The sequence below is a fragment of the Actinoallomurus oryzae genome (assembly GCF_039541955.1).
GTDB lineage: Bacteria > Actinomycetota > Actinomycetes > Streptosporangiales > Streptosporangiaceae > Actinoallomurus > Actinoallomurus oryzae.
The window spans coordinates 1-17,746 of the sequence record NZ_BAABHF010000015.1 but is presented as its reverse complement, the minus strand read 5'-3'; the positions used below and the strand labels follow the sequence as shown (position 1 = coordinate 17,746).

The window sequence follows — 17,746 nt, the reverse complement described above, 5'->3', positions numbered from 1 at the left end:
AGTCGTAGGAGGTGGGGTTGGGCGACGACGAGTCGCGGCGGCGGACGCTCGCCGAGAAGCTGGAGTATCTGTTCCGCACGGTCCGCGAGACGGACCGGCGCGAGTACAGCAACGAGGACGTGGCGGCGGCCATCGTCCGCGACCAGCAGGTGACGATCTCCGCGTCCTACATCTGGTACCTGCGCACCGGGCAGCGGGACAACCCGACGTTCAAGCATCTCAACGCCCTTGCGCGGTTCTTCGGCGTGCCTCCCGCGTACTTTTTCGACGACGAGACGAATGCGCAGGTCGAAGCCGAACTCGGGCTGCTGGCGGCGATGCGGGACGCAGGAGTGCGCGACGTCGCTCTCCGCGCGTCCGGCCTTTCGGCCAAGAGCCTCGACACCATCAACGACGTCATCAGCCGCGTACGGGAACTGGAGGGTCTCCCCCCGTACGAGGAGAAATGAGAACGGAAAGGTACAACGGTCACGTCAAGGACCGAATTCGTGGTGTCATACCCGGCATAATCGGGATGTGGACTTCGCGGCGCTGACCGAACGCTGCCGGACGACGTTAAGGGCACTCGACCTACCGCGTCCGTTCGACGTGCACGCGTTCTGCGCGCAGGTCGGCCGCGACCGCGGCCGGCCCCTCTCGCTGCTGGTGATGGACCTGCCGCCCGACGCCCCCTGCGGCCTGTGGGTCAGCACCGAACAGCGCGACTACATCGTCTACGAGCGTGCGACCACTCCTTTGCACCAGGAGCACATCATCCTGCACGAGCTGGCCCACGTGCTGTGCGGTCACGTCGAGGGCGCCGGGCTCGGTGACGAGCACGCGCGCCGGCTGTTCCCGAGCCTGTCGCCGGGGACGGTCCGGCGCGTGCTGGGCCGGGGCGCGTACTCCAGCGAGGAGGAGCAGGAGGCCGAGCTTCTCGCCTCCATGATCCTGCAGCGGGCCGGCCGGGCCCGCCGGTCGCCACGCGTGACGGATCCGGACGCGGCCGACCACCTCCGGCGTCTGGAGTCGGGTATTTGAACGAGGTGATCCGGTGAGCACTCCTGTGCTGCCGTACCTGGTCATCACGGGACTGCTCCTGTTCGGCCTGGCGCAGAAGCTCTACGGGCTGCGCCGGAGACGGGACGACCCGGTCCGCTGGGCGGTGTGCTTCTGCCTGGCGAGCCTGGCCATGGCGACGGCGTTCCAGTGGTTCACCGACGCCATCGACGAAGGCAGCGGCGTTCCGCATCTCGCCGACGCGCTGAGCGACGTGGGCGCGATGTGCGCGGCGGGCGCCGGACGGGTGTTCCTCATTCACGTCTACTACCCGGTGTCCTCGGCGCGCGTGCGCGCTCGGCGGAGCTACGCGGGGCTGGCGGCGGCCGTGGTGATGGTCGCGGTCCTGTTCGTGGCGGTGCCCCCGGAACCCGACACCGGGCACGCCGGGGCGCACGTCGACGCGGTCTACCTCTACGTCTACGTCTGGTACATCGCGATCGCCCTGCTGTCGGTCTCCCGGCTGGGACTGCGCTACTCCCGGCTCGCCGACCGGTCCTCCCTCCGCCTGGGGCTGCGGGTCATCGTGGCCGGAAGCGCGTGCGGACTCGCCTTCCTCGCCGTGAAGGCCGTGATGCTGATCGGTGAGGAGACCGGCAGGCCGCTCGGGTGGCTGGACCAGTCCGTGGACCTGCCGCTGGAGCTGAGCACGGAGGCGCTCCTGCTGGCGGGGGTGACGATCCCGGCGTGGGGCGACCGGCTCGGCACCCTGGTCCGCTGGGTCGGCGACTGCCGCTCCTACCGCCTGCTCCATCCGCTCTGGCTGGCCCTGCACGAGACCAACCCCGGACTCAGCCTGATGCCCCGGACCGGCGGCCGGTACTGGCGCCGTGACGTCGGCTTCCTGCTGTACCGCCAGGTCATCGAGATCAGGGACGGTCAGCTCGCGCTGCGCCCGTACGTCCACCCCGGCGCCACGGAGGTCGCCAGGGACCTGGGCCGGCGCGCCGGGCTCCCCGACGAGGAGATCCGCGCCGCCGTCGAGGCGGCCACGATCGCCGCCGGCATCGCGGCGAAGGCACAGGGCCGGGGCCCCACCGACATGCCGTCGCCGCCGCCGGCGCCACCCCTCGGCCCCGACCTCGACGCGGAGATCACCTGGCTCACGAAGGTCTCCCGCGCCTTCGCCGGCTCGCCGGTCGTCCCGGCGACCGTGGCCTCGCTCACCGAGCCGAGCGGGGACGGCACGACGCTGTGACCGCCGTGTGACGGGTCGGAGGCCGGAAGTCCCGCCGCCTCCGGCCGGCGCCCGCGGTGCTCACATGCCGATGGGCAGGCCGGCGTAGTTCTCCGCGAGGCCCGTCGCGCCGGCCATGCTGCCGGCCACCCACCGCAGCTGGGACAGCTGGAGCTGGGCGTCGAAGGGGTCGCCGCCGGCGTGCAGCATCGTCGTCATCCACCAGGAGAAGTGCGTGCAGCGCCAGACCCGCCGCAACGCCGTGTCGGAGTAGGCGTCGGCCAGGGCCGTGCTGTTCTTGCGGAGCAGCGCCGTCAGCGCCGGCGCCAGCAGGGCGACGTCCGCCACGGCGAGGTTCAGGCCCTTGGCTCCCGTCGGCGGCACGATGTGCGCGGCGTCGCCGGCCAGGAACAGCCGCCCGTACCGCATCGGCTCCATGACGTAGCTGCGCATCGGCAGCACGCTCTTGTCGGTGATCGGCCCCGGGGTGAGCTCCCATCCGTCCTGCCCGTGCCCGAGCCGTACGGCGAGCTCGTCCCAGATCCGGTCGTCGGGCCACTCGGCGATGTCCTCGCCCGGCGCCACCTGCAGGTACAGCCGGCTGACGGTCTCCGAGCGCATCGAGTGCAGCGCGAAGCCGTTCGGGTGCCAGGCGTAGATGAGCTCGTCCGTCGAGGGCGCCACGTCGGCGAGGATGCCGAGCCAGGAGTACGGGTAGGTGCGCTCCCACGTCCTCTTCACGCCGTCGGGCACCGCCGCGCGGCTCGGGCCGAAGGAACCGTCGCACCCGGCGATGACGTCCGCGTCGAGGCGCACGTCGCGGCCGTCCGCGGACCGGAACGTGACGTAGGGACGGTCGGTCGTCAGGTCGTGCACGGCGGTGTCGCTCACGCCGTAGCAGAACTCCTGGCCCGCGGCCTCGCGCGCGCGGCCCAGGTCCTTGGTGACCTCGGTCTGCCCGTACACCCAGACGCTGCGTCCGGCCAGGTCGACGAAGTCGAGGTGGTGGCGTTCCCCGGGCCACCGCAGGTAGATGCCGCGGTGCTCGTCGCCCTGCTCGTGCAGGCGGTCCCCGAGCCCGACGGCGTCGAGCAGTTCGACGGTCGAGCTCTCGAGAATGCCGGCCCGGATCCGGGCCTCCACGTACTCGCGCGTACGGGTCTCGATGACCACCGAGTCGATGCCTTCGTGGGCCAGCAGATGGGAGAGCAGCAGGCCGGCCGGACCGGCCCCGATGATGGCGACCTCTGTACGCATGCCGATCAGTCAAACCCAGCGCCATTTCGAGACGGTCACGCTCTTTCACTGAATGGAAGGCGTGATGTCGCGCCGGGTCGCGGACTCACGGCGCGACGGTGAACCAGTCGGTGAAGCCGCTCGGGTCGTGCCGGCCGAGCGCGCCGTGCTCGAACAGGCCGTAGCCCGTCGCGCCGTCGCAGGTGGCGCGCGCGACGTGGTCGACCATGCCGAACATCAGCTTGCCGGCGACGTCCGGGGAGCTCAGGTCGTAGGTGCGCCGCTCGGTGAACCCCGGGCCCTTCCACACCCCGTGGGACCAGTCGGAGTCGCCGCCGTAGCCACCGCCGAGGTGCAGCGCGACCGGCAGCAGCGACTCGACCTCCAGCGTGACGGGGCCGCCGTACGCTCCGGAGCAGCGGATCACCGCGCCGGTGGGGATCCGGGTGCCGGAGGCGTAGGAGATGGCCACCTGCGGCCAGCCGAGCTGTTCGATCCGGCCGTCGCCCCACACGCGGTTGCAGTCGTTGAGGGTGCGGAAGCCGTCCGGGTCCTCCTGGACGATGAGCACGATGGCGAAGTCGTCGAAGCGCAGCGGCAGGTAGAGCCACCACATGCCCTCGAACGGCGGGTCCGCCGGCCGGCCCGCCGGCTCGGGCTCGCCGACCGGGCGGATCCCCCACGAGCGGTCACGCGTGCCGACCCAGCGGTCCGGCGTCACCGCGATCTCCTCACCGTCGATGACGATCGAGCCGGACCAGGTGCCCACCTGGGCGAACCGCTGGGCGTCGAGGGTCACGCGGCTTCCGGAGCGCAGGAGGTGCGGCTGCTCCCGGACGACGTCGAACGATCCCTCCCAGGTCAGGTCGAAGGCGATGCCCTCGGTCTCGTCCAGGACCGCGCGCAGCCGCCGGAGCGGTTCGAGGACCTCGATCCGGTAGCCGCCGACCCGCTGGTTCAGCCGGTCGTCGTCGATCGCGTCGCCGAGGTGCACGGCCGTCTGCGTGTCGCCGCGCCGGACCAGCACGAAGGCGTCCTTGGTACCGAGGTGGGGATACCAGCCCATGCCGGTGACGACGAAGATGTCGCCCGTACGGTCGTGGGCGCCCAGATAGCAGCGGTCGTAGAAGTTGCGGTCGCTCGTGGCCGGCCAGGTGACCGGCAGCGGAGCCTGGTGGATGGGGTACTCATCGAGCGGGCCGACCATGGCTACGCACCCACCTTTTCCAGCAGTTCGACGAGCAGCGGCCGGTGGTGGAGCAGGGTCTCGATGTCGGCCGGGCGTTCGACCTCGCCGAAGTGGATCTGCCGGGCGCCGGTCCGCATGAACACGATCGCCCACCGCACGCCGTTGTACACGTGGTACCAGGTCAGGTCGTCCAGGGTGACACCGGCGGCCTTCTCGTACGCGGCCGTCACGTCCTCCTCGCGGAGGAAGTCCGGCATGCCCGGCAGCGCGAGCACCGTGGTGATCGACTCGAAGACCCGGTGGGCGAGGATCAGCCAGGAGACGTCGAGTTCGCGCGGGCCGAGCGCGGCCATTTCCCAGTCGAGTACGGCGGCCGGCGTGAAGTCGCGGTAGAGGATGTTGCCGATCCGCGCGTCGCCCCAGCACAGGACCGTCTCACGGGTCCGCGGCACGGTGGCCGCGAGCCAGGCCAGGCCGCGCTCGACCAGAGGAGACCGGCCCAGGCCGGTCACGGCGAAGTCGTACCAGGCCCTGGTGTCCGCCAGGCCGCGCGCGAGCGGGGTGTCGCCCGCCGTGCTCCGGGCGAGGAAGGCGAACGCCGAGCCGGCGCCGGGGATGGCGTGCAGGCGGGCGATCGTCTCGACCGTACGGTCCTGCAGGCGGCGCCGGTCCTCGGGCGCGGCGTCGTAGAGCCAGTTGTCGCCGAAGTTGTAGGGCAGCACGTCGCGGGGGACGACACCGTCGACGTGGTCCATCAGGAAGAACGGGCTGCCGATCACCTCGCCCGTGGGTTCGAGCCGGTGAACGCGCGGAACGGGTACGTCGGTCAGCTCACCGACCAGCCGCATGGTGTCGTACTGCTCGCGTAAGGAGTAGCGGGGGAAGACCGGGACGTCTTCGGGGTCCGGGACGACGCGTGCGACGTAACGGCCGGACCGGGGCCGGCCGCCCTCGGTCCAGGTGGCCTCCAGGCACAGCGTCTCCGAGGACATGCCGTTGGCGTCGATACCGTCGAGCAGCGTCACGCCGAGGTCACCGGGCCCCGCGGGAAGCACGGTCGCCAGCCACGGGGCGAGACGGGCGGCTAACGCGGCCGTGTCACGGCCCGAACGCCGCAGCTTCGTGTCGGCCGGTGGGCGTGGGCGATCCATCGGAGTTCCTCCCAGCCCGCTGAAACGGAATTTCACCGAGATTACCCGGCGGACCGCGGCACGAACAGGTCCGCCGCGAGGGGCCCGTACCGGCTCCGTTTTGGATTAACTGGAAAGAGTCTTGACAGTAGGTGGCGAGATCGGGCACCTTGACAGTCGCCACCGTGTCGCCATGACACGACTGTCAAGGCAACGGCAACCGGACCGACCCCGCCAGGAGGTTCCGTTGGTCACCCGCAGATCGTTCCTCGCCGCCGCCGGCGCCGCCGCGCTCGCCGCCCCGCTCGGACGCGGGCTGCTCGGCGGCCCCGCGTCAGCGGCCGCCGCGACGTGCGCCCTCACCCTCGCCAACCACGGCTCCAGTCCCGTCAACGCCTACATCACCGGCCGCGAACAGGGCACCGACAAGCCGATGCTGCTGCGCGCCGACGGCACGCCGTACCATCTCGAATCGCCGTCGGGGCCGCAGACCCCGCTGCCCGTGGACTGCTCGATCCCGGTCGGCGCCGGCGGCGAGGCGAACCTCACGCTCAGTCAGATGTACGCCGCGCGCATCTACTTCGTGAAGAACGACAAGCTCGACTTCTACGTCAACCCCGGGCCGGCGCTCGTCGAGCCGGCGTTCGCCAATACCTCCGACGCGAACTACGGCAGGACCTGGTCGTTCTGCGAGTTCACCTTCAACCCGTCCCAGCTGTTCGCCAACATCTCCTACGTCGACCTGCTGACCGCGCTGCCGATCGGACTCGAGCTCGTCGGCGACGCGACGCACACGGTCGCCCCCGCGCCCGCCGGAGCGGTCGGCGCGGTGGCCGACGCCCTCGTCGCGCAGAAGAACGCCGACGGCGCGCCCTGGGATCGGCTCGTCATCCGCAACGGCGACGGTGTCCTGCGGGTCATCGCGCCGCAGGACCTCATGGCGAGCGACTCCGCCGCCTTCTCCTCGTACTGGGACGGCTACGTCGGCCAGGTATGGGACAAGTACGCCACGACCGACCTCAGGGTGGACCTCCAGGGCGGGCGCGGCGTCCTCACCGGACGCGTCAAGGGCGGCGTGCTGACGTTCAACGACGGCAGCACGTTCGCGCGGCCGGCGTCGAAGGACATCTTCACCTGCAACGACGGGCCGTTCGCCAACAACCCGGCCGACTCCGACATCAAGAAGGGCCTGCTCGCGCGCATCGCGGCGGCGTTCAACCGCAGCACCATCCTGAGCAGCGCCGACCAGCCGAACGGCACGCCGGAGTCGGGGTTCTACCAGGCCCCGACCACCAACCACTGGGCGCGGATCGTGCACGCCCACACCCCGATCGGCTACGCCTTCCCGTACGACGACGTCTGCCCGGACGGGCAGCCGGACGTCTCGGGCGCCGCGAGCGACGGCAACCCGCGGCATCTGACCGTGAGCGTCGGTTAGCGTCCCGCGCCCGTTCCGGAGAGCCGGAGACGGCTTCCGCACCACGGCGCGCCCCGGCCCGGTCGTCACCGGACCGGGACGCGCGCCGTCCCGCTACCGCGAGCACGGCGATGCGGATCGGGCAGCGCATGTGGTGGCTCGGGAACGCCGCCCCGTGCCCCCGGCGGCCGCGAGGCGGTCCTTCCCACCCGCCCCGGGGCGTCGGCCCACGGGATAGCGAGGACGGCGGGCGAGCGTCCGCGCCGCGACGCCACGGTCTAACCTTCTCGATCAGAGCCGCGCCGCACGCGGCCGTCGCAGCGAACCCACGGGAGAATCACGGAATGAGCGACCGAGCGGACGAGATGATCCACGCCCTGCGCACCGGCCACGACGACCTCGCGGCGATGGTGCGCGGTTTCACCCCCGACGACCTCGCCCGGCCGTCCGGGGCCGCCGAGTGGGACGTCTCGCAGGTGCTGAGCCACCTCGGCAGCGGCGCGGAGATCACCCTCGCCTCGCTGGAGGGCGCGCTGAACGGCACCGGCAATCCCGGCGGCGACTTCAACCAGCGCGTGTGGGCGCGGTGGGACGCCATGTCGCGCGAGGAGCGCGCCGAGACCTTCCTGACCGCCGATGAGACGCTGGTGCGCCGCTTCGAGTCGATCGACGCGCCGGCCAGAGAGAGTCTCCGCATCGACCTGGGCTTCCTGCCCGCGCCCGTGGACCTCGCCTTCGCCGCCGGACTGCGGCTCAACGAGGTCGCCCACCACGTGTGGGACGTCAAGGTGGCCTTCGACCCGGCGGCGACGCTCGCGCCGGAGGCCGCTCCCCTGCTCTTCGACCAGGCGGCACAGCTCATGGGCTTCCTCGGCAAGGCGGAGGAGATCGACGGCCGGCCGGTGACGGTCGCGGTGACCACGACCTCCCCGGAGCGCTCGTTCGGGGTCCGGCTGGATGAGAAGGTGACGGTGACCGACGTCCCCGCCGACCCGGACGCGTCGCTGACCGCGCCGGCGGAGTGGTGGCTGCGCCTGGTCACCGGCCGGCACGCTCCCGAGCACACCCCGGACGACGTGAAGCTCACCGGCGGCAGGCTCACGCTGGACGACCTGCGCCGCGTCTTCCCCGGCTTCTGACCCCCACGCGGCGCGGTCACGCTCCGGCTGTGGAACGGCGTGCGCGGAGGGTACGTAACCGCGCATGCGGGTCCTTTTGGTGGGTTGGTTCAGTTTCGTCGACGGTGAGGCGACCGCCGGTGATGTGCTCAGCCTCCAGGCGGTACGGTCGGCGCTGGCCGACGTGCCGTGCGACGTGGCGTGGAGCCCGGTCTTCCGGCCCGGCGAGCTGACCCTCGACGACGCCGCTCCCGAGGCGTACAGCCACGTGGTGTTCGTCTGCGGCCCGCTGCACGGGCCGCAGCTCCGGCGGCTGCACGAGCGGTACGCCGCGTGCCGGCGGATCGCGGTCGGGGTATCGGTCATCGATCCCCGCGACCCCGCGGTGACCGGCTTCGACGTGGTGCTCGCCCGCGACGCTCCGGACGCGGCACCCCACCGGGACCTGGCCGCGCTGCCCCCCTGTGCTGCGGTGCCGGTGGCCGGCGTCGTACTGGCGCCCGGCCAGGAGGAGTACGGGGCGGAACGCCGGCACGACGAGGTGCACGCGCGGCTGACGTCGTGGCTGGCCCGGCTCGGCTGCGCCCGTCTCGTCCTGGACACGCGGCTGGACCACGACGACTGGCGTTGCTTCGGCACGCCCGATGAGCTGTTGTCGGTGGTCGGCCGCCTGGACGTCGTCGTCACCACCCGGCTGCACGGCCTCGTGACCGCCCTGCGGTGCGGGGTGCCGGCGCTCGCGGTCGACCCGGTGTGGCGGGGCGCGAAGGTCTCGGCGCAGGCACGGGCCTGGCACTGGCCCGCGGCGCTGACCGCCGAGGAGATGTCGGAGGGGGCGCTGGACCGGTGGTGGCGCTGGTGCCTCGGCGCGGAGGGGCGCCGCGCCGCCGAACGGGCGGCACGCGACCCCGACGGGGCGCTGCTCGCCGAGCTTCGCGAGGCCCTGGGCGCGCCGCCTCGTTGACCGGCACTCGGGGAGTCCCGTCGCGCAGGTCTCAGGGGGACGGCTTGCCGACCGGGGCCGGGGACAGGTCCGGTGCGACACCGTCCGGGTCCGGGTCGCCCGGCAGTTCCTCGACGGCGGGCGGACCCGCGGTCACGAGGGTCAGCGTCCGTACGTCGCGGCTCAGCAGCGGCGCCAGGCTGGCGGCGGCGACGATGATCCCGCACATCAGCAGGGTGGCGCGGATGCCGATCGCGTCGGTGACGGGCGCGACCAGGAGATAGCCGACCGGGGTCAGGCCGATCTCGGCGATGTCGGCGAACGCCGAGACCCGGCCCTGCTGGTCCGCGGGAACGTCCTGCTGGATCGCGGTCCGCCACGCCACCACCGACATGCTCAGCCCGCACGCGGCGACGACGACCGCGGCCATCACCGCGGCCAGTGGCGCCCCGGCCGCCATCAGCGGATCCGGCAGGGCCAGTGCGGCCGTCCCGAGGCAGTTCGTCCATCCCGCCCGGCGCGGGCGCCAGATGAGCGAGACGGCCGCGCCCAGCGCCATGCCGCAGCCCAGGCTGGAGGCGATCAGCCCCCACGCCCAGGCGCCGCCCAGGCAGGACTCGGCGTACGGCGGCCCGAGGATGCCGTAGCCGACGTGCCAGGCCGGGATCATGATCCCGGCGCCGATGAGGCAGGTCCAGATCCAGCGCCGGGTCCGGATCGTGGTCCAGCCCTCGATCAGGTCGGCGCGCATGGTGGACGGCTGCCGGTCGGCACACGGGGCGTGGATCCTCGCCATCAGCGCGCCGGAGGCGAAGAAGGAGACGGCGTTGCATCCCACCCCGTAGCCGGCGCCCGCCGTCGCGACGAGGGTCCCGCCGATCGCCGGGCCGACGGTCAGGACGATGTGCCGGGCGAGCTGGCTGAGGGCGTTCGCCTCGCTCAGCTGTTCTTCGGCGACGACCGCGCGGATGAGGCCGACGCGCGCGGGTCCGGAGAACGACGCCGCGGCGGAGTTCGCGCCGGCCAGTGCCGCGAGGTTCCACACCGCGGCCCGGCCGGTGAAGATCAGCGTGGCCTCGACCACCGTGATCAGCCCGATGATGACCTGGACGACGGAGATGACCAGCGCGCGGGGAAACCGGTCGGCGACCACCCCGCCCATCGGGCCCGCGAGGATGCCCGCCACCATGGTGGCCAGCAGCACCATGGCGATTCCGCGCGCCCCGCCGCCGATGCCGAGCACGGTGAAGGCCAGCGCCCCCGTCGCCGCGGTCGTACCGGCGGTGTTGACCTGGTCGGCCACGAAACACCGGCGGAACCGCGAGTCGGTCCGCAGCGGACCGGTGATCCGCGTCAGATGCGCGGCCGCCCGGTCGGTGAGGGGCAGGCCCCGCATGGAGCCGGTCACGGCCCGGGCTGTGGCCTGCCTCAAAGTCCCCGTCCGGAGCGAGCGGCAATGCGGGTCAAAGGGCAAGACCCGGACGAATGACGGTTGCTCATCGGTAGCGCCTTTCCCGCGCTGGTGCGTGCACTCGCGGGGACTTTACGCGGACGCAATCGAGATCACGCCCACAATGCGCAGCCCTCATCGCCGCTTGACGAAACCGCCGCGTGCCCCGCGTGACCAATGCGGGTGTTGATCCCGTTCCGCCCCACATGTGCGTTGCATGTGGTGGGATTAACACCGCACATCGTGGGATGAGGAATGTCCCAGGACCGCAGCCCATGGCACAACGCTCGGGCGCGCGAACCGGATGGGATTCGTTGGGATGAAACGGCCTGCGGAAGAACCCGATCCGAAGCAGCCGACATCGGCGGACTGCGACGCCGGACCGCGGCTCGCCACCGAACTGCAGGCGCTGCGGGCGCGCACCGGAAAGAGCCTCAAGGAGCTCGAACAACTCGTCCACGCCAGCGACTCGTCGATATCGCGCTACCTGTCCGGGCGGATCGTCCCACCATGGTCGGTCATCGAGCGGTTGTCACGGCTGGCCGGGGACGAGCCCGCGCGCCTGCGCCCGCTCTGGGACCACCTCACCGGTGACGGTCACCGGCAGGGCGACTGTCCGCCGCTGCCCGAGCCGCTCCAGGACCCGGCCCCGCCGCCTCCGGAATCGTCCGCGACGGCCGGAGACCGGGTGCCGCTTCGCCGGGTCGATCGCCGCGGCCGGCTGGTCATCGCCGCCCTGATCGCGGTGACGGCGCTGGTCTTCGGCGGGGCCGGCGTGATCGTCGGGCGGTCGCTGGCGCCCCGCTCCCGGCCCGTCCCGGTCGTACAGCAGTTCGCCGCCTGCAAGGACTGGCCCTGGCCGGGCCGGCAGGACGGCCAGGCGGCGCTCGCTCCCGTCCAGGTGCACGGCCGCGACCACACGGCCACGGTGCAACTGCTCACCCGGAGCATCGGCGGGCGGGAGATGGTCTGGGCGCAGATCACCCATGCCCGGTACGGCGACCGTGTCTGGATGGACTGGACGCGCAACGACGGCAAGACGTGGACCCAGTGCGGTCCGTTCACCACGACCGGCGCCACCTTCGGCAGCCGCGCGCACGAGATGGCGCCGGGGTGGAGGTTCCGCGCCTGCGGCGACACGCCGCGCTGGCCGACCAACCTTCCCCGCGACGCCTGCACCGCCTTCTGGTGACCGGTCCGCCGGGCGGCGGATCCGTCCCGGAAACGGCCTGACCGGGCGCGGTCATCCGGTGGGCGCGCCGCTGCGGCGGCCGCAGCGCAGGCGGCCGGCCTCGTCGCCGATGCGGCCCCACAGCTCGCCCGCCGCCTGCCATTCGCGCAGTGCCGCGCGGGTCTTCTGCTGCCCGGCCAGGACGACGCCGATCATCTCGCGAGCGTGCGCCTGCCCGTCGAGCTCTCCGACGTCCTCGGCCAGGTCGAGCGCCTGCACGAAGTGGTAGTAGGCGCGTTCGAGCTGTTCCGCACGGCGGTCGGAGGCGTCCGGGGGTTCGCCGCCGGGCGTGGCGTCGGCCTGCCGGGTGGCGATGACCCCCAGGTTGATCTCATCCCCGATCCGGCCTCGCGTGTCACCGGGCGGCCGGGCGGCGATGCACGCCTCGATGTTGGTGCGCGCGGCGGCGAGGTCGCCGCGGTCGAGGCTCTGCAGCGCCGCCTCGGTGTGCCACTGCGGCAGGCCCCGCGTGCGCCGGAGGCCGGTCGCGAGGTCCAGGTGACGCTGGGCGGCGTCCGCGTCGCCCCGCGTCCGGGCCATGGCGGCCAGCCGCAGGTGGCCGACGGAGGCGGCCGGTTCGGATTCGGACTCGATGAGCGTCCACGCGACGGCCTCGCGTTCGGAGGTGCGTCCCTCCCGGGCGTACCAGACCTCGAGCGCATCGGCGATCTCCACGATCTCGGCCCTCGGCTCGGCGCGGTCGGTGAGCTTGCGCAGCACGGCGTCCGCGGAGGCGAACCAGACGCGTGCCTCGGCGTAGCGCTCGGTGCCGAGGCGGTCGGCGTGGTCGGCGGCCAGTTCCGCGTAGTAGGCGTACAGCCGGCGGACCGCGCGGGCGCGGCGCCGCCGCCCGAGGTCCAGCCCCAGCGTCCCCGCCTGCTCCGTCAGCCGTACGCCGCCGGGGCCGCGGTGCACCAGGGCACGTGCGACGAGGTCGGCCACGGACGCGTCGACGCGCGCGACGGGACGGCCGGTGAGGGCCGCGAGCGCGCCCCGTTCGTACGGGGCGTGCGGCAGCGCGCTCATCAGCGTGAGCAGCCGCCGTCCCTCCTTGGGCACCCCGACCAGCAGCGATCGGAAGAGGTCGCGGAACCGCTGCGACAGCGGGGACCGGTCGCTCGACCGCAGGAGGTCCAGAAGTTCGGAGACCGAGAGTTCCGGGTTCGCGTCGAAGATCCGGCCGGCCTCCTTCACGATGCGCGGGCGCAGCAGGTAGCTGCGGGCCAGCTCGGCGGCCGGGCCGGGTTCGGCGCCCACCCGCTCCTCGATGGCGTTCGGTGGGCGGCGCACCGCCCGGTGCCACAGCCGCCGCCACGGCCGCCCCCGCTCGGACGCCGGTGTCAGACCGTAGGGGTTGCAGAACAGCCGCAGCCCGTCTTCGGGGGTGAGGCCGCCGACGGTCGTCTCGGCGATGCCGTGCAGGTCGTCCGGCCCGACGTCGCCCGCGATGATGACGTACGCCCCCGAAATCGGGCGGGCGATCCACCGCACCTGGGCCGGATCGGTGACGTTGTCGATCAGGAGCGCCTGACCGCTGTCCTGTAGCCGGCCGACGATGAGCTCGATCGCGCCGACGCCGGCATTGCTCACCGGCAGGTTGAGCTCGCGCAGGACGGCGAGGCGCACCTCACGCTCACTCTGGCCGTACGCGTCGACCCAGCGCCGCCGCCCGGGCTCGGCCACCAGGCGCAGCAGCACCTCGATGGCCACGGCCGAGGTGCCGATGCCACGCGGGCCGCGCACCAGCACGCACCGGTGCGCCCGTGCCTTGCGCACGGTCTCGTCGATGACGTCGTCGCGGCCGACGAGAGGGCTGCGGTCGGTCAGGCTGCGCCGCTCTATCGGCTCCGGCGGGGGCGGCATCCGGTTGTCCAGCACCCACAGCGTCACCGCCGTGGGAGCGCCGACCACCATGAGCGTCCACGGCACCCACTGACCCAGCGCACCGAGCTGGTTCGCGGTCAGGTCCAGCACGAACGCCACCACGCCGCCCGCGAACGCGGCACTGCCGGTCAGGCGGGAACCGGTCCTCAGCGGGCGCCGCATCCGGCCGGGCGTCCCGATCACGGCGCCTGCCCGTGCCGGCGAGGCGGCTGCCGAAGCTCCGGACGCGACCCCGCCGGCCGTACGCCGGAGGTGAAGCCCCGCACCAGCCAGTTGCCCGTGGCGAGGACGAGGCCCAGCGGGATGACCGTCGCGACGACCGCGCCGGCCGCCATCACGCTCTCCGACGTGACGAACTGCCGCGCCTGGTCCGACAGCACGAACGTGACCTGGCCCGCCTCCGGACCGCCCAGCAGCAGCCCGACCACGTAGTCGTTCCACACCAGGACGAACTCCAGCACCGCGACGGTGACCAGCGCGGGAAGGGTCTCGCGCACCACCGCGAACAGCGGCGAGCCCGGCTCCGCGTCGTACCGCCGGGCATGCACGATCTCGCGCGGCACCGAGGCGAACGCGCCGCGCAGCAGCAGCATCGCCAGCGGCACGCCGAAGGCGGTGTGCACGATCGTCAGCGCGGTCGGCGCCCCCAGCAGGTGGAGCCGGTCGAACACCCGGCCCAGCTCGACGATGACGGTCTGCGGCGGGACCACGGCCACCATCGTGGTGACCGCGATCAGCGCGTGATTCACCCGCCGCGGCAGGCCGCCCCAGGCCAGCGCGTACGCGGCGGGCACCGCCACGACCGGCAGCAGCACCGCCGCGAAGACCGAGCGCGCGCCCGTGTTGACCAGCGCGCCGGTCAGTCCGCCGCTCTGGAACGCCTGCCGGTAGGACTCGAACCCGAACCCTCCGGACCACCAGCCGCCGCCCGCCGCCGCCCGCGGCGTGTGCAGCGACGTCAGCAGCAGGACGACCAGCGGCACCACCCACACGGCGACGGCCAGCACGACGACGGCCCTCCCGCGCCGGCGCCTCCGGGGCCCGGCCGCGGGCTCGGCGTCCGCCGTGTTCGTCGGCCACTCGCGGCTCAGCCCCCACAGGCCGATCAGCGCGGCGACCGCGGCGATCGCGAACTGGATCACGGTCAGCGCCGCGGACTCACCGGGCCCCAGGTCGTCGCGGAACCGCCACCAGTGCAGGCCCACCACGTCGACCTCGGCCTGGTCCGAGCCCGGCGCGGCGATCAGGATCAGGTCGAACACCCGCGCCGCCGCCACCAGGACGATGATCAGCACCAGCGCGCCGGCCGGGAACAGGGCCGGCCCGATGACCGTGCGCAACCGCCGGGCCCGGCTCACCCCGAAGGCCCGTGCCATCCGTACGAGGCCGGGCGGGATGGCGTTCAGACCGGACCGGAAGACGACGACCGCCAGGCCCGACCACTGCCAGGCGAACGCCAGGCCGAGCAGCAGCCAGATCCCGTTCGTCCCGAGCAGGAAGTCGCCGGGCTGCGCGATGAGCCGGAAGGCCAGCCCGGTCACCAGCGCCGACACGGCGATCGGCGCGGCGAGGATCCCGATCCGGCGGTGCGCGCTGATCGCCCAGGCCAGCAGGAGCCCGAACAGGCAGATCACCGGCGCCAGGATCAGCCAGAAGAGGCTGTTGCGCACCGCGTGCCGTACCTGCCCGTCGCGGAGGACGCCGGCGTAGTTGCCCAGCCCGCCGTGCAGGCTGTCCACCACCGCCCACACGAGGGGCAGGACCAGGACCACCCCGACGAGCAGCGCGGCCGGGAGCAGGTAGAGCACCGGCCGCCACGGCCGCGGCCGGTGTCCGCGCACCGGCGCCCGGGTGTCCTCGCGAGGGATGAGTCCCGTGCCGCTCACGCCGTCCCCCGTGAGGTGCCGTCGAGCCGGGCGACGGCGCGGCTCACGGCGGCGTCCAGCGCGGACGGGCGTTCGGCGACGGCGGCGAAGAACTCCTGGAAGATCCGCCAGGTGCCGCGGCCGTCGTTTCCGGCGAGTCGCCCGCCGAGCTGGTCGGACAGGTCGAACGTCACACCGTCGGCGGTTTCGTTCCTCAGCTCGGCGGCGAGCAGGCCCTGGTCGGCCGGGTAGTCCTTCACCCGCGGATCGAGCGAGAGCAACCCGCCCGTGGCCGCCCACGGACGGGCGGCCTCCGGGGTGGCGAGCCAGTCGACGAGGGCGCGCCCGGCCTCGCCGTCGGGCCGCAGCAGCACGGCGGCGTCACCGCCGGCCAGCAGCGGCCGGTGTTCGCCCTGGCGGTTGGGGAAGCGGAACCAGCGCGCGGGCGCGGAGCCGTTCTGCCGGATGATCGGGTAGTAGAAGTCCGCCCCGCACACCATGGGGGCCGAGCCGTGCTCGAACACGTCGATGAGCGCCCCGTCGTACTGCGTGAGCAGCGCCCGCCGGGGCCCGCCCGCGAACACCCCCGGGATGCTCCACATCGTCCCGATCCTCCTCAGCGCCGCCTCGACGCTCGGGTGCCGCCACAGCGCGGCTCCGGTCGCCAGCCGCCGGTACGTGCCGGGGTCGATGCTGAGCAGGGCGTTCTCGAACCAGTCGGTGAGCACCCAGCCGTCGGCGGCGCCGATGGCCAGCGGCGGGCGGCCGGCGGCGGCCAGTTCGCCGCACAGCGCGAGCCATTCGTCCCAGTCCGACGGCACTTCGCGGAGCATGTCGGGCCGGTACCACACGAGTGACTTGTGCGCGACCTTGAACCAGGAGCCGTAGACCCGGCCGTCGAAGGTGAGCAGCCGCGTCCAGCCGGCCGGCGCGGGCGGCGCGCCGGGCTCGGGCCGCGATGGCACCAGCTGCCGCCGCGCGGCGGCCACGAGCTGCGGTTTCGGCACGAGCGCGACGTCGGGCGCGGCGGTGCGGGCGACCTGGTTGCCGAGCAGGGCATCGAGGTCGTTGCCCGCCGAGAGCAGACTGACCTTCCATCGGCCCCGGCGGGAGAACGCCGTCAGCACGTCGCGGAACCGGGCCAGCTCCCAGCCGTTCCAGACCCCGACGACCCGCAACCCGTCACGTCCGGCGCCGCAACCGGTCAGCGTGCACAGCGCGAGTGTCAGCAGGGCGTCCCTACGGCGCATCGGCCGTCACCTCGGGCCGTACGACCTCGTCGAACGCGGCCCCGCGCGTCTCCGAATCGGCGATGACCAGCACGGCGGCGTGGCGTCGCGCCTCGGTGACCGCCGTGCGGCAGGGCACGTGCCTCGCGCGGTCCTCGAACACGACCGCGGCGGGCTCGGTGGACAGCGCGCGGGCGAGCGCCACCTGAAGGCGCTGCACCGGGGAGAGCTCGTGCGGGCGCAACCGCCCGATGCCCTCCAGCCGTAACCGGCGCATCCAGCGGGACGCGTCACCGCCGGCGTACTGGACGTTGCGCTCGACGGTGAGGTGCGGCAGCAGCCCGCCGCCCGCCGGGACCAGTGCGACGCCGCGCCGTCCGGGCGGCAGGCCGGTGACGTCGCGATCGCCGGCCCAGACCGTGCCCTTGTCGGGGATGGCCAGCCCGAGCAGGACGTCGGCCAGAGAGGCGGCGGCGGACGTCTCGGTCAGCACGACCGCGACCTGTCCGGACTCGACCGTCATATCCACCGAGCACGTGAATCCGCCAGGCGACCGCCAGCCAAGACCATCGAGTCTCAGGCTCGCCACATCTCTCCCTCGGCTGCGGGGGCGGCTCCGGGGCGATCGCTCCGTGGTGCGGGCGGGGGGCCTGTCTCACCGCGTGACAGAAGGCCCGTGTCGGTCGACGCGTCCTCACTCTATCTCCCGTCACCCCGCCCGGACCGGCGTCGGCCGCCGTGGCCGCGACCGGCCACCGGCCGCGGATCGCCCCACCGCGTCCTAGAGCCTGTCCTCAAAGCAGGCTGGGCTGATCTGGTTTGATCTTGGTTTGTGGTGC

At 73.0% G+C, this 17,746-nt stretch carries 15 protein-coding genes; 7 read left to right on the top strand and 8 right to left on the bottom strand.

Annotated features, from left to right (window positions below):
- The first annotated feature begins 17 nt into the window (after positions 1-17).
- From ABEA10_RS09165 to ABEA10_RS09155, 3 genes are all read left to right on the top strand, one after another.
- Positions 18-449 (top strand): helix-turn-helix domain-containing protein, encoded by a 432-nt coding sequence (locus ABEA10_RS09165; protein ID WP_345460102.1) that lies wholly within the window; start codon positions 18-20, stop codon positions 447-449.
- 67 nt (positions 450-516) lie between these two features.
- A complete protein-coding gene (locus ABEA10_RS09160) occupies positions 517-1,020 on the top strand; it encodes a hypothetical protein (RefSeq protein ID WP_329237064.1) in 504 nt (167 codons plus the stop codon).
- Positions 1,021-1,033: 13 nt separating this feature from the next.
- Positions 1,034-2,236 (top strand): MAB_1171c family putative transporter, encoded by a 1,203-nt coding sequence (locus ABEA10_RS09155; RefSeq protein ID WP_345460091.1) that lies wholly within the window; start codon positions 1,034-1,036, stop codon positions 2,234-2,236.
- A 60-nt stretch (positions 2,237-2,296) separates the two neighbouring features.
- Here ABEA10_RS09155 and ABEA10_RS09150 read toward each other — a convergent pair whose 3' ends face one another.
- From ABEA10_RS09150 to ABEA10_RS09140, 3 genes are all read right to left on the bottom strand, one after another.
- Positions 2,297-3,472, bottom strand: a complete 1,176-nt coding sequence (locus tag ABEA10_RS09150; protein ID WP_345460088.1) for a 4-hydroxybenzoate 3-monooxygenase — start codon at positions 3,470-3,472, stop codon at positions 2,297-2,299.
- An 85-nt stretch (positions 3,473-3,557) separates the two neighbouring features.
- Positions 3,558-4,658 (bottom strand): Rv3169 family protein, encoded by a 1,101-nt coding sequence (locus ABEA10_RS09145; protein WP_345460085.1) that lies wholly within the window; start codon positions 4,656-4,658, stop codon positions 3,558-3,560.
- Between the two features lie 2 nt (positions 4,659-4,660).
- Positions 4,661-5,791, bottom strand: coding sequence for a phosphotransferase family protein (locus ABEA10_RS09140; RefSeq protein WP_345460082.1), 1,131 nt, complete (start codon positions 5,789-5,791; stop codon positions 4,661-4,663).
- A gap of 226 nt (positions 5,792-6,017) precedes the next feature.
- Between ABEA10_RS09140 and ABEA10_RS09135 the strand changes: the two genes are divergently transcribed.
- The 3 genes from ABEA10_RS09135 (at position 6,018) to ABEA10_RS09125 (ending at position 9,269) form a co-directional block, all read left to right on the top strand.
- On the top strand, positions 6,018-7,208 hold the full coding sequence (locus ABEA10_RS09135) for a beta-1,3-glucanase family protein (protein WP_345460079.1): 1,191 nt from the start codon (positions 6,018-6,020) through the stop codon (positions 7,206-7,208).
- Positions 7,209-7,531: 323 nt separating this feature from the next.
- On the top strand, positions 7,532-8,326 hold the full coding sequence (locus ABEA10_RS09130) for a maleylpyruvate isomerase family mycothiol-dependent enzyme (RefSeq protein ID WP_345460074.1): 795 nt from the start codon (positions 7,532-7,534) through the stop codon (positions 8,324-8,326).
- 64 nt (positions 8,327-8,390) lie between these two features.
- A complete protein-coding gene (locus ABEA10_RS09125; protein WP_345460071.1) occupies positions 8,391-9,269 on the top strand; it encodes a polysaccharide pyruvyl transferase family protein in 879 nt (292 codons plus the stop codon).
- Between the two features lie 31 nt (positions 9,270-9,300).
- Here ABEA10_RS09125 and ABEA10_RS09120 read toward each other — a convergent pair whose 3' ends face one another.
- The gene (locus tag ABEA10_RS09120) at positions 9,301-10,656 is read right to left on the bottom strand and encodes an MFS transporter (RefSeq protein ID WP_345460067.1); all 1,356 of its coding nucleotides are present in this window, start codon (positions 10,654-10,656) and stop codon (positions 9,301-9,303) included.
- Between the two features lie 361 nt (positions 10,657-11,017).
- On the opposite strand from ABEA10_RS09120, the gene ABEA10_RS09115 reads away from it, so the two are divergent.
- On the top strand, positions 11,018-11,890 hold the full coding sequence (locus tag ABEA10_RS09115) for a helix-turn-helix domain-containing protein (RefSeq protein ID WP_345460064.1): 873 nt from the start codon (positions 11,018-11,020) through the stop codon (positions 11,888-11,890).
- 51 nt (positions 11,891-11,941) lie between these two features.
- Here the strand turns inward: ABEA10_RS09115 and ABEA10_RS09110 are convergent, their stop codons facing one another.
- From ABEA10_RS09110 to ABEA10_RS09095, 4 genes are read right to left on the bottom strand one after another with little or no spacing between them, the layout of a single operon-like run.
- On the bottom strand, positions 11,942-13,996 hold the full coding sequence (locus tag ABEA10_RS09110) for a hypothetical protein (protein ID WP_345460061.1): 2,055 nt from the start codon (positions 13,994-13,996) through the stop codon (positions 11,942-11,944).
- Entirely contained in the window at positions 13,993-15,699 is a 1,707-nt protein-coding gene (locus ABEA10_RS09105; protein ID WP_345460057.1) for an ABC transporter permease, read from the bottom strand. The genes ABEA10_RS09110 and ABEA10_RS09105 overlap by 4 nt, the downstream gene beginning before the upstream one ends.
- The gene (locus tag ABEA10_RS09100) at positions 15,696-16,928 is read right to left on the bottom strand and encodes an extracellular solute-binding protein (RefSeq protein ID WP_345460054.1); all 1,233 of its coding nucleotides are present in this window, start codon (positions 16,926-16,928) and stop codon (positions 15,696-15,698) included. Before ABEA10_RS09100 ends, ABEA10_RS09105 begins: the two co-directional genes overlap by 4 nt.
- The gene (locus tag ABEA10_RS09095) at positions 16,918-17,430 is read right to left on the bottom strand and encodes an ATP-binding cassette domain-containing protein (protein ID WP_345460049.1); all 513 of its coding nucleotides are present in this window, start codon (positions 17,428-17,430) and stop codon (positions 16,918-16,920) included. The genes ABEA10_RS09100 and ABEA10_RS09095 overlap by 11 nt, the downstream gene beginning before the upstream one ends.
- Positions 17,431-17,746: the final 316 nt, after the last annotated feature.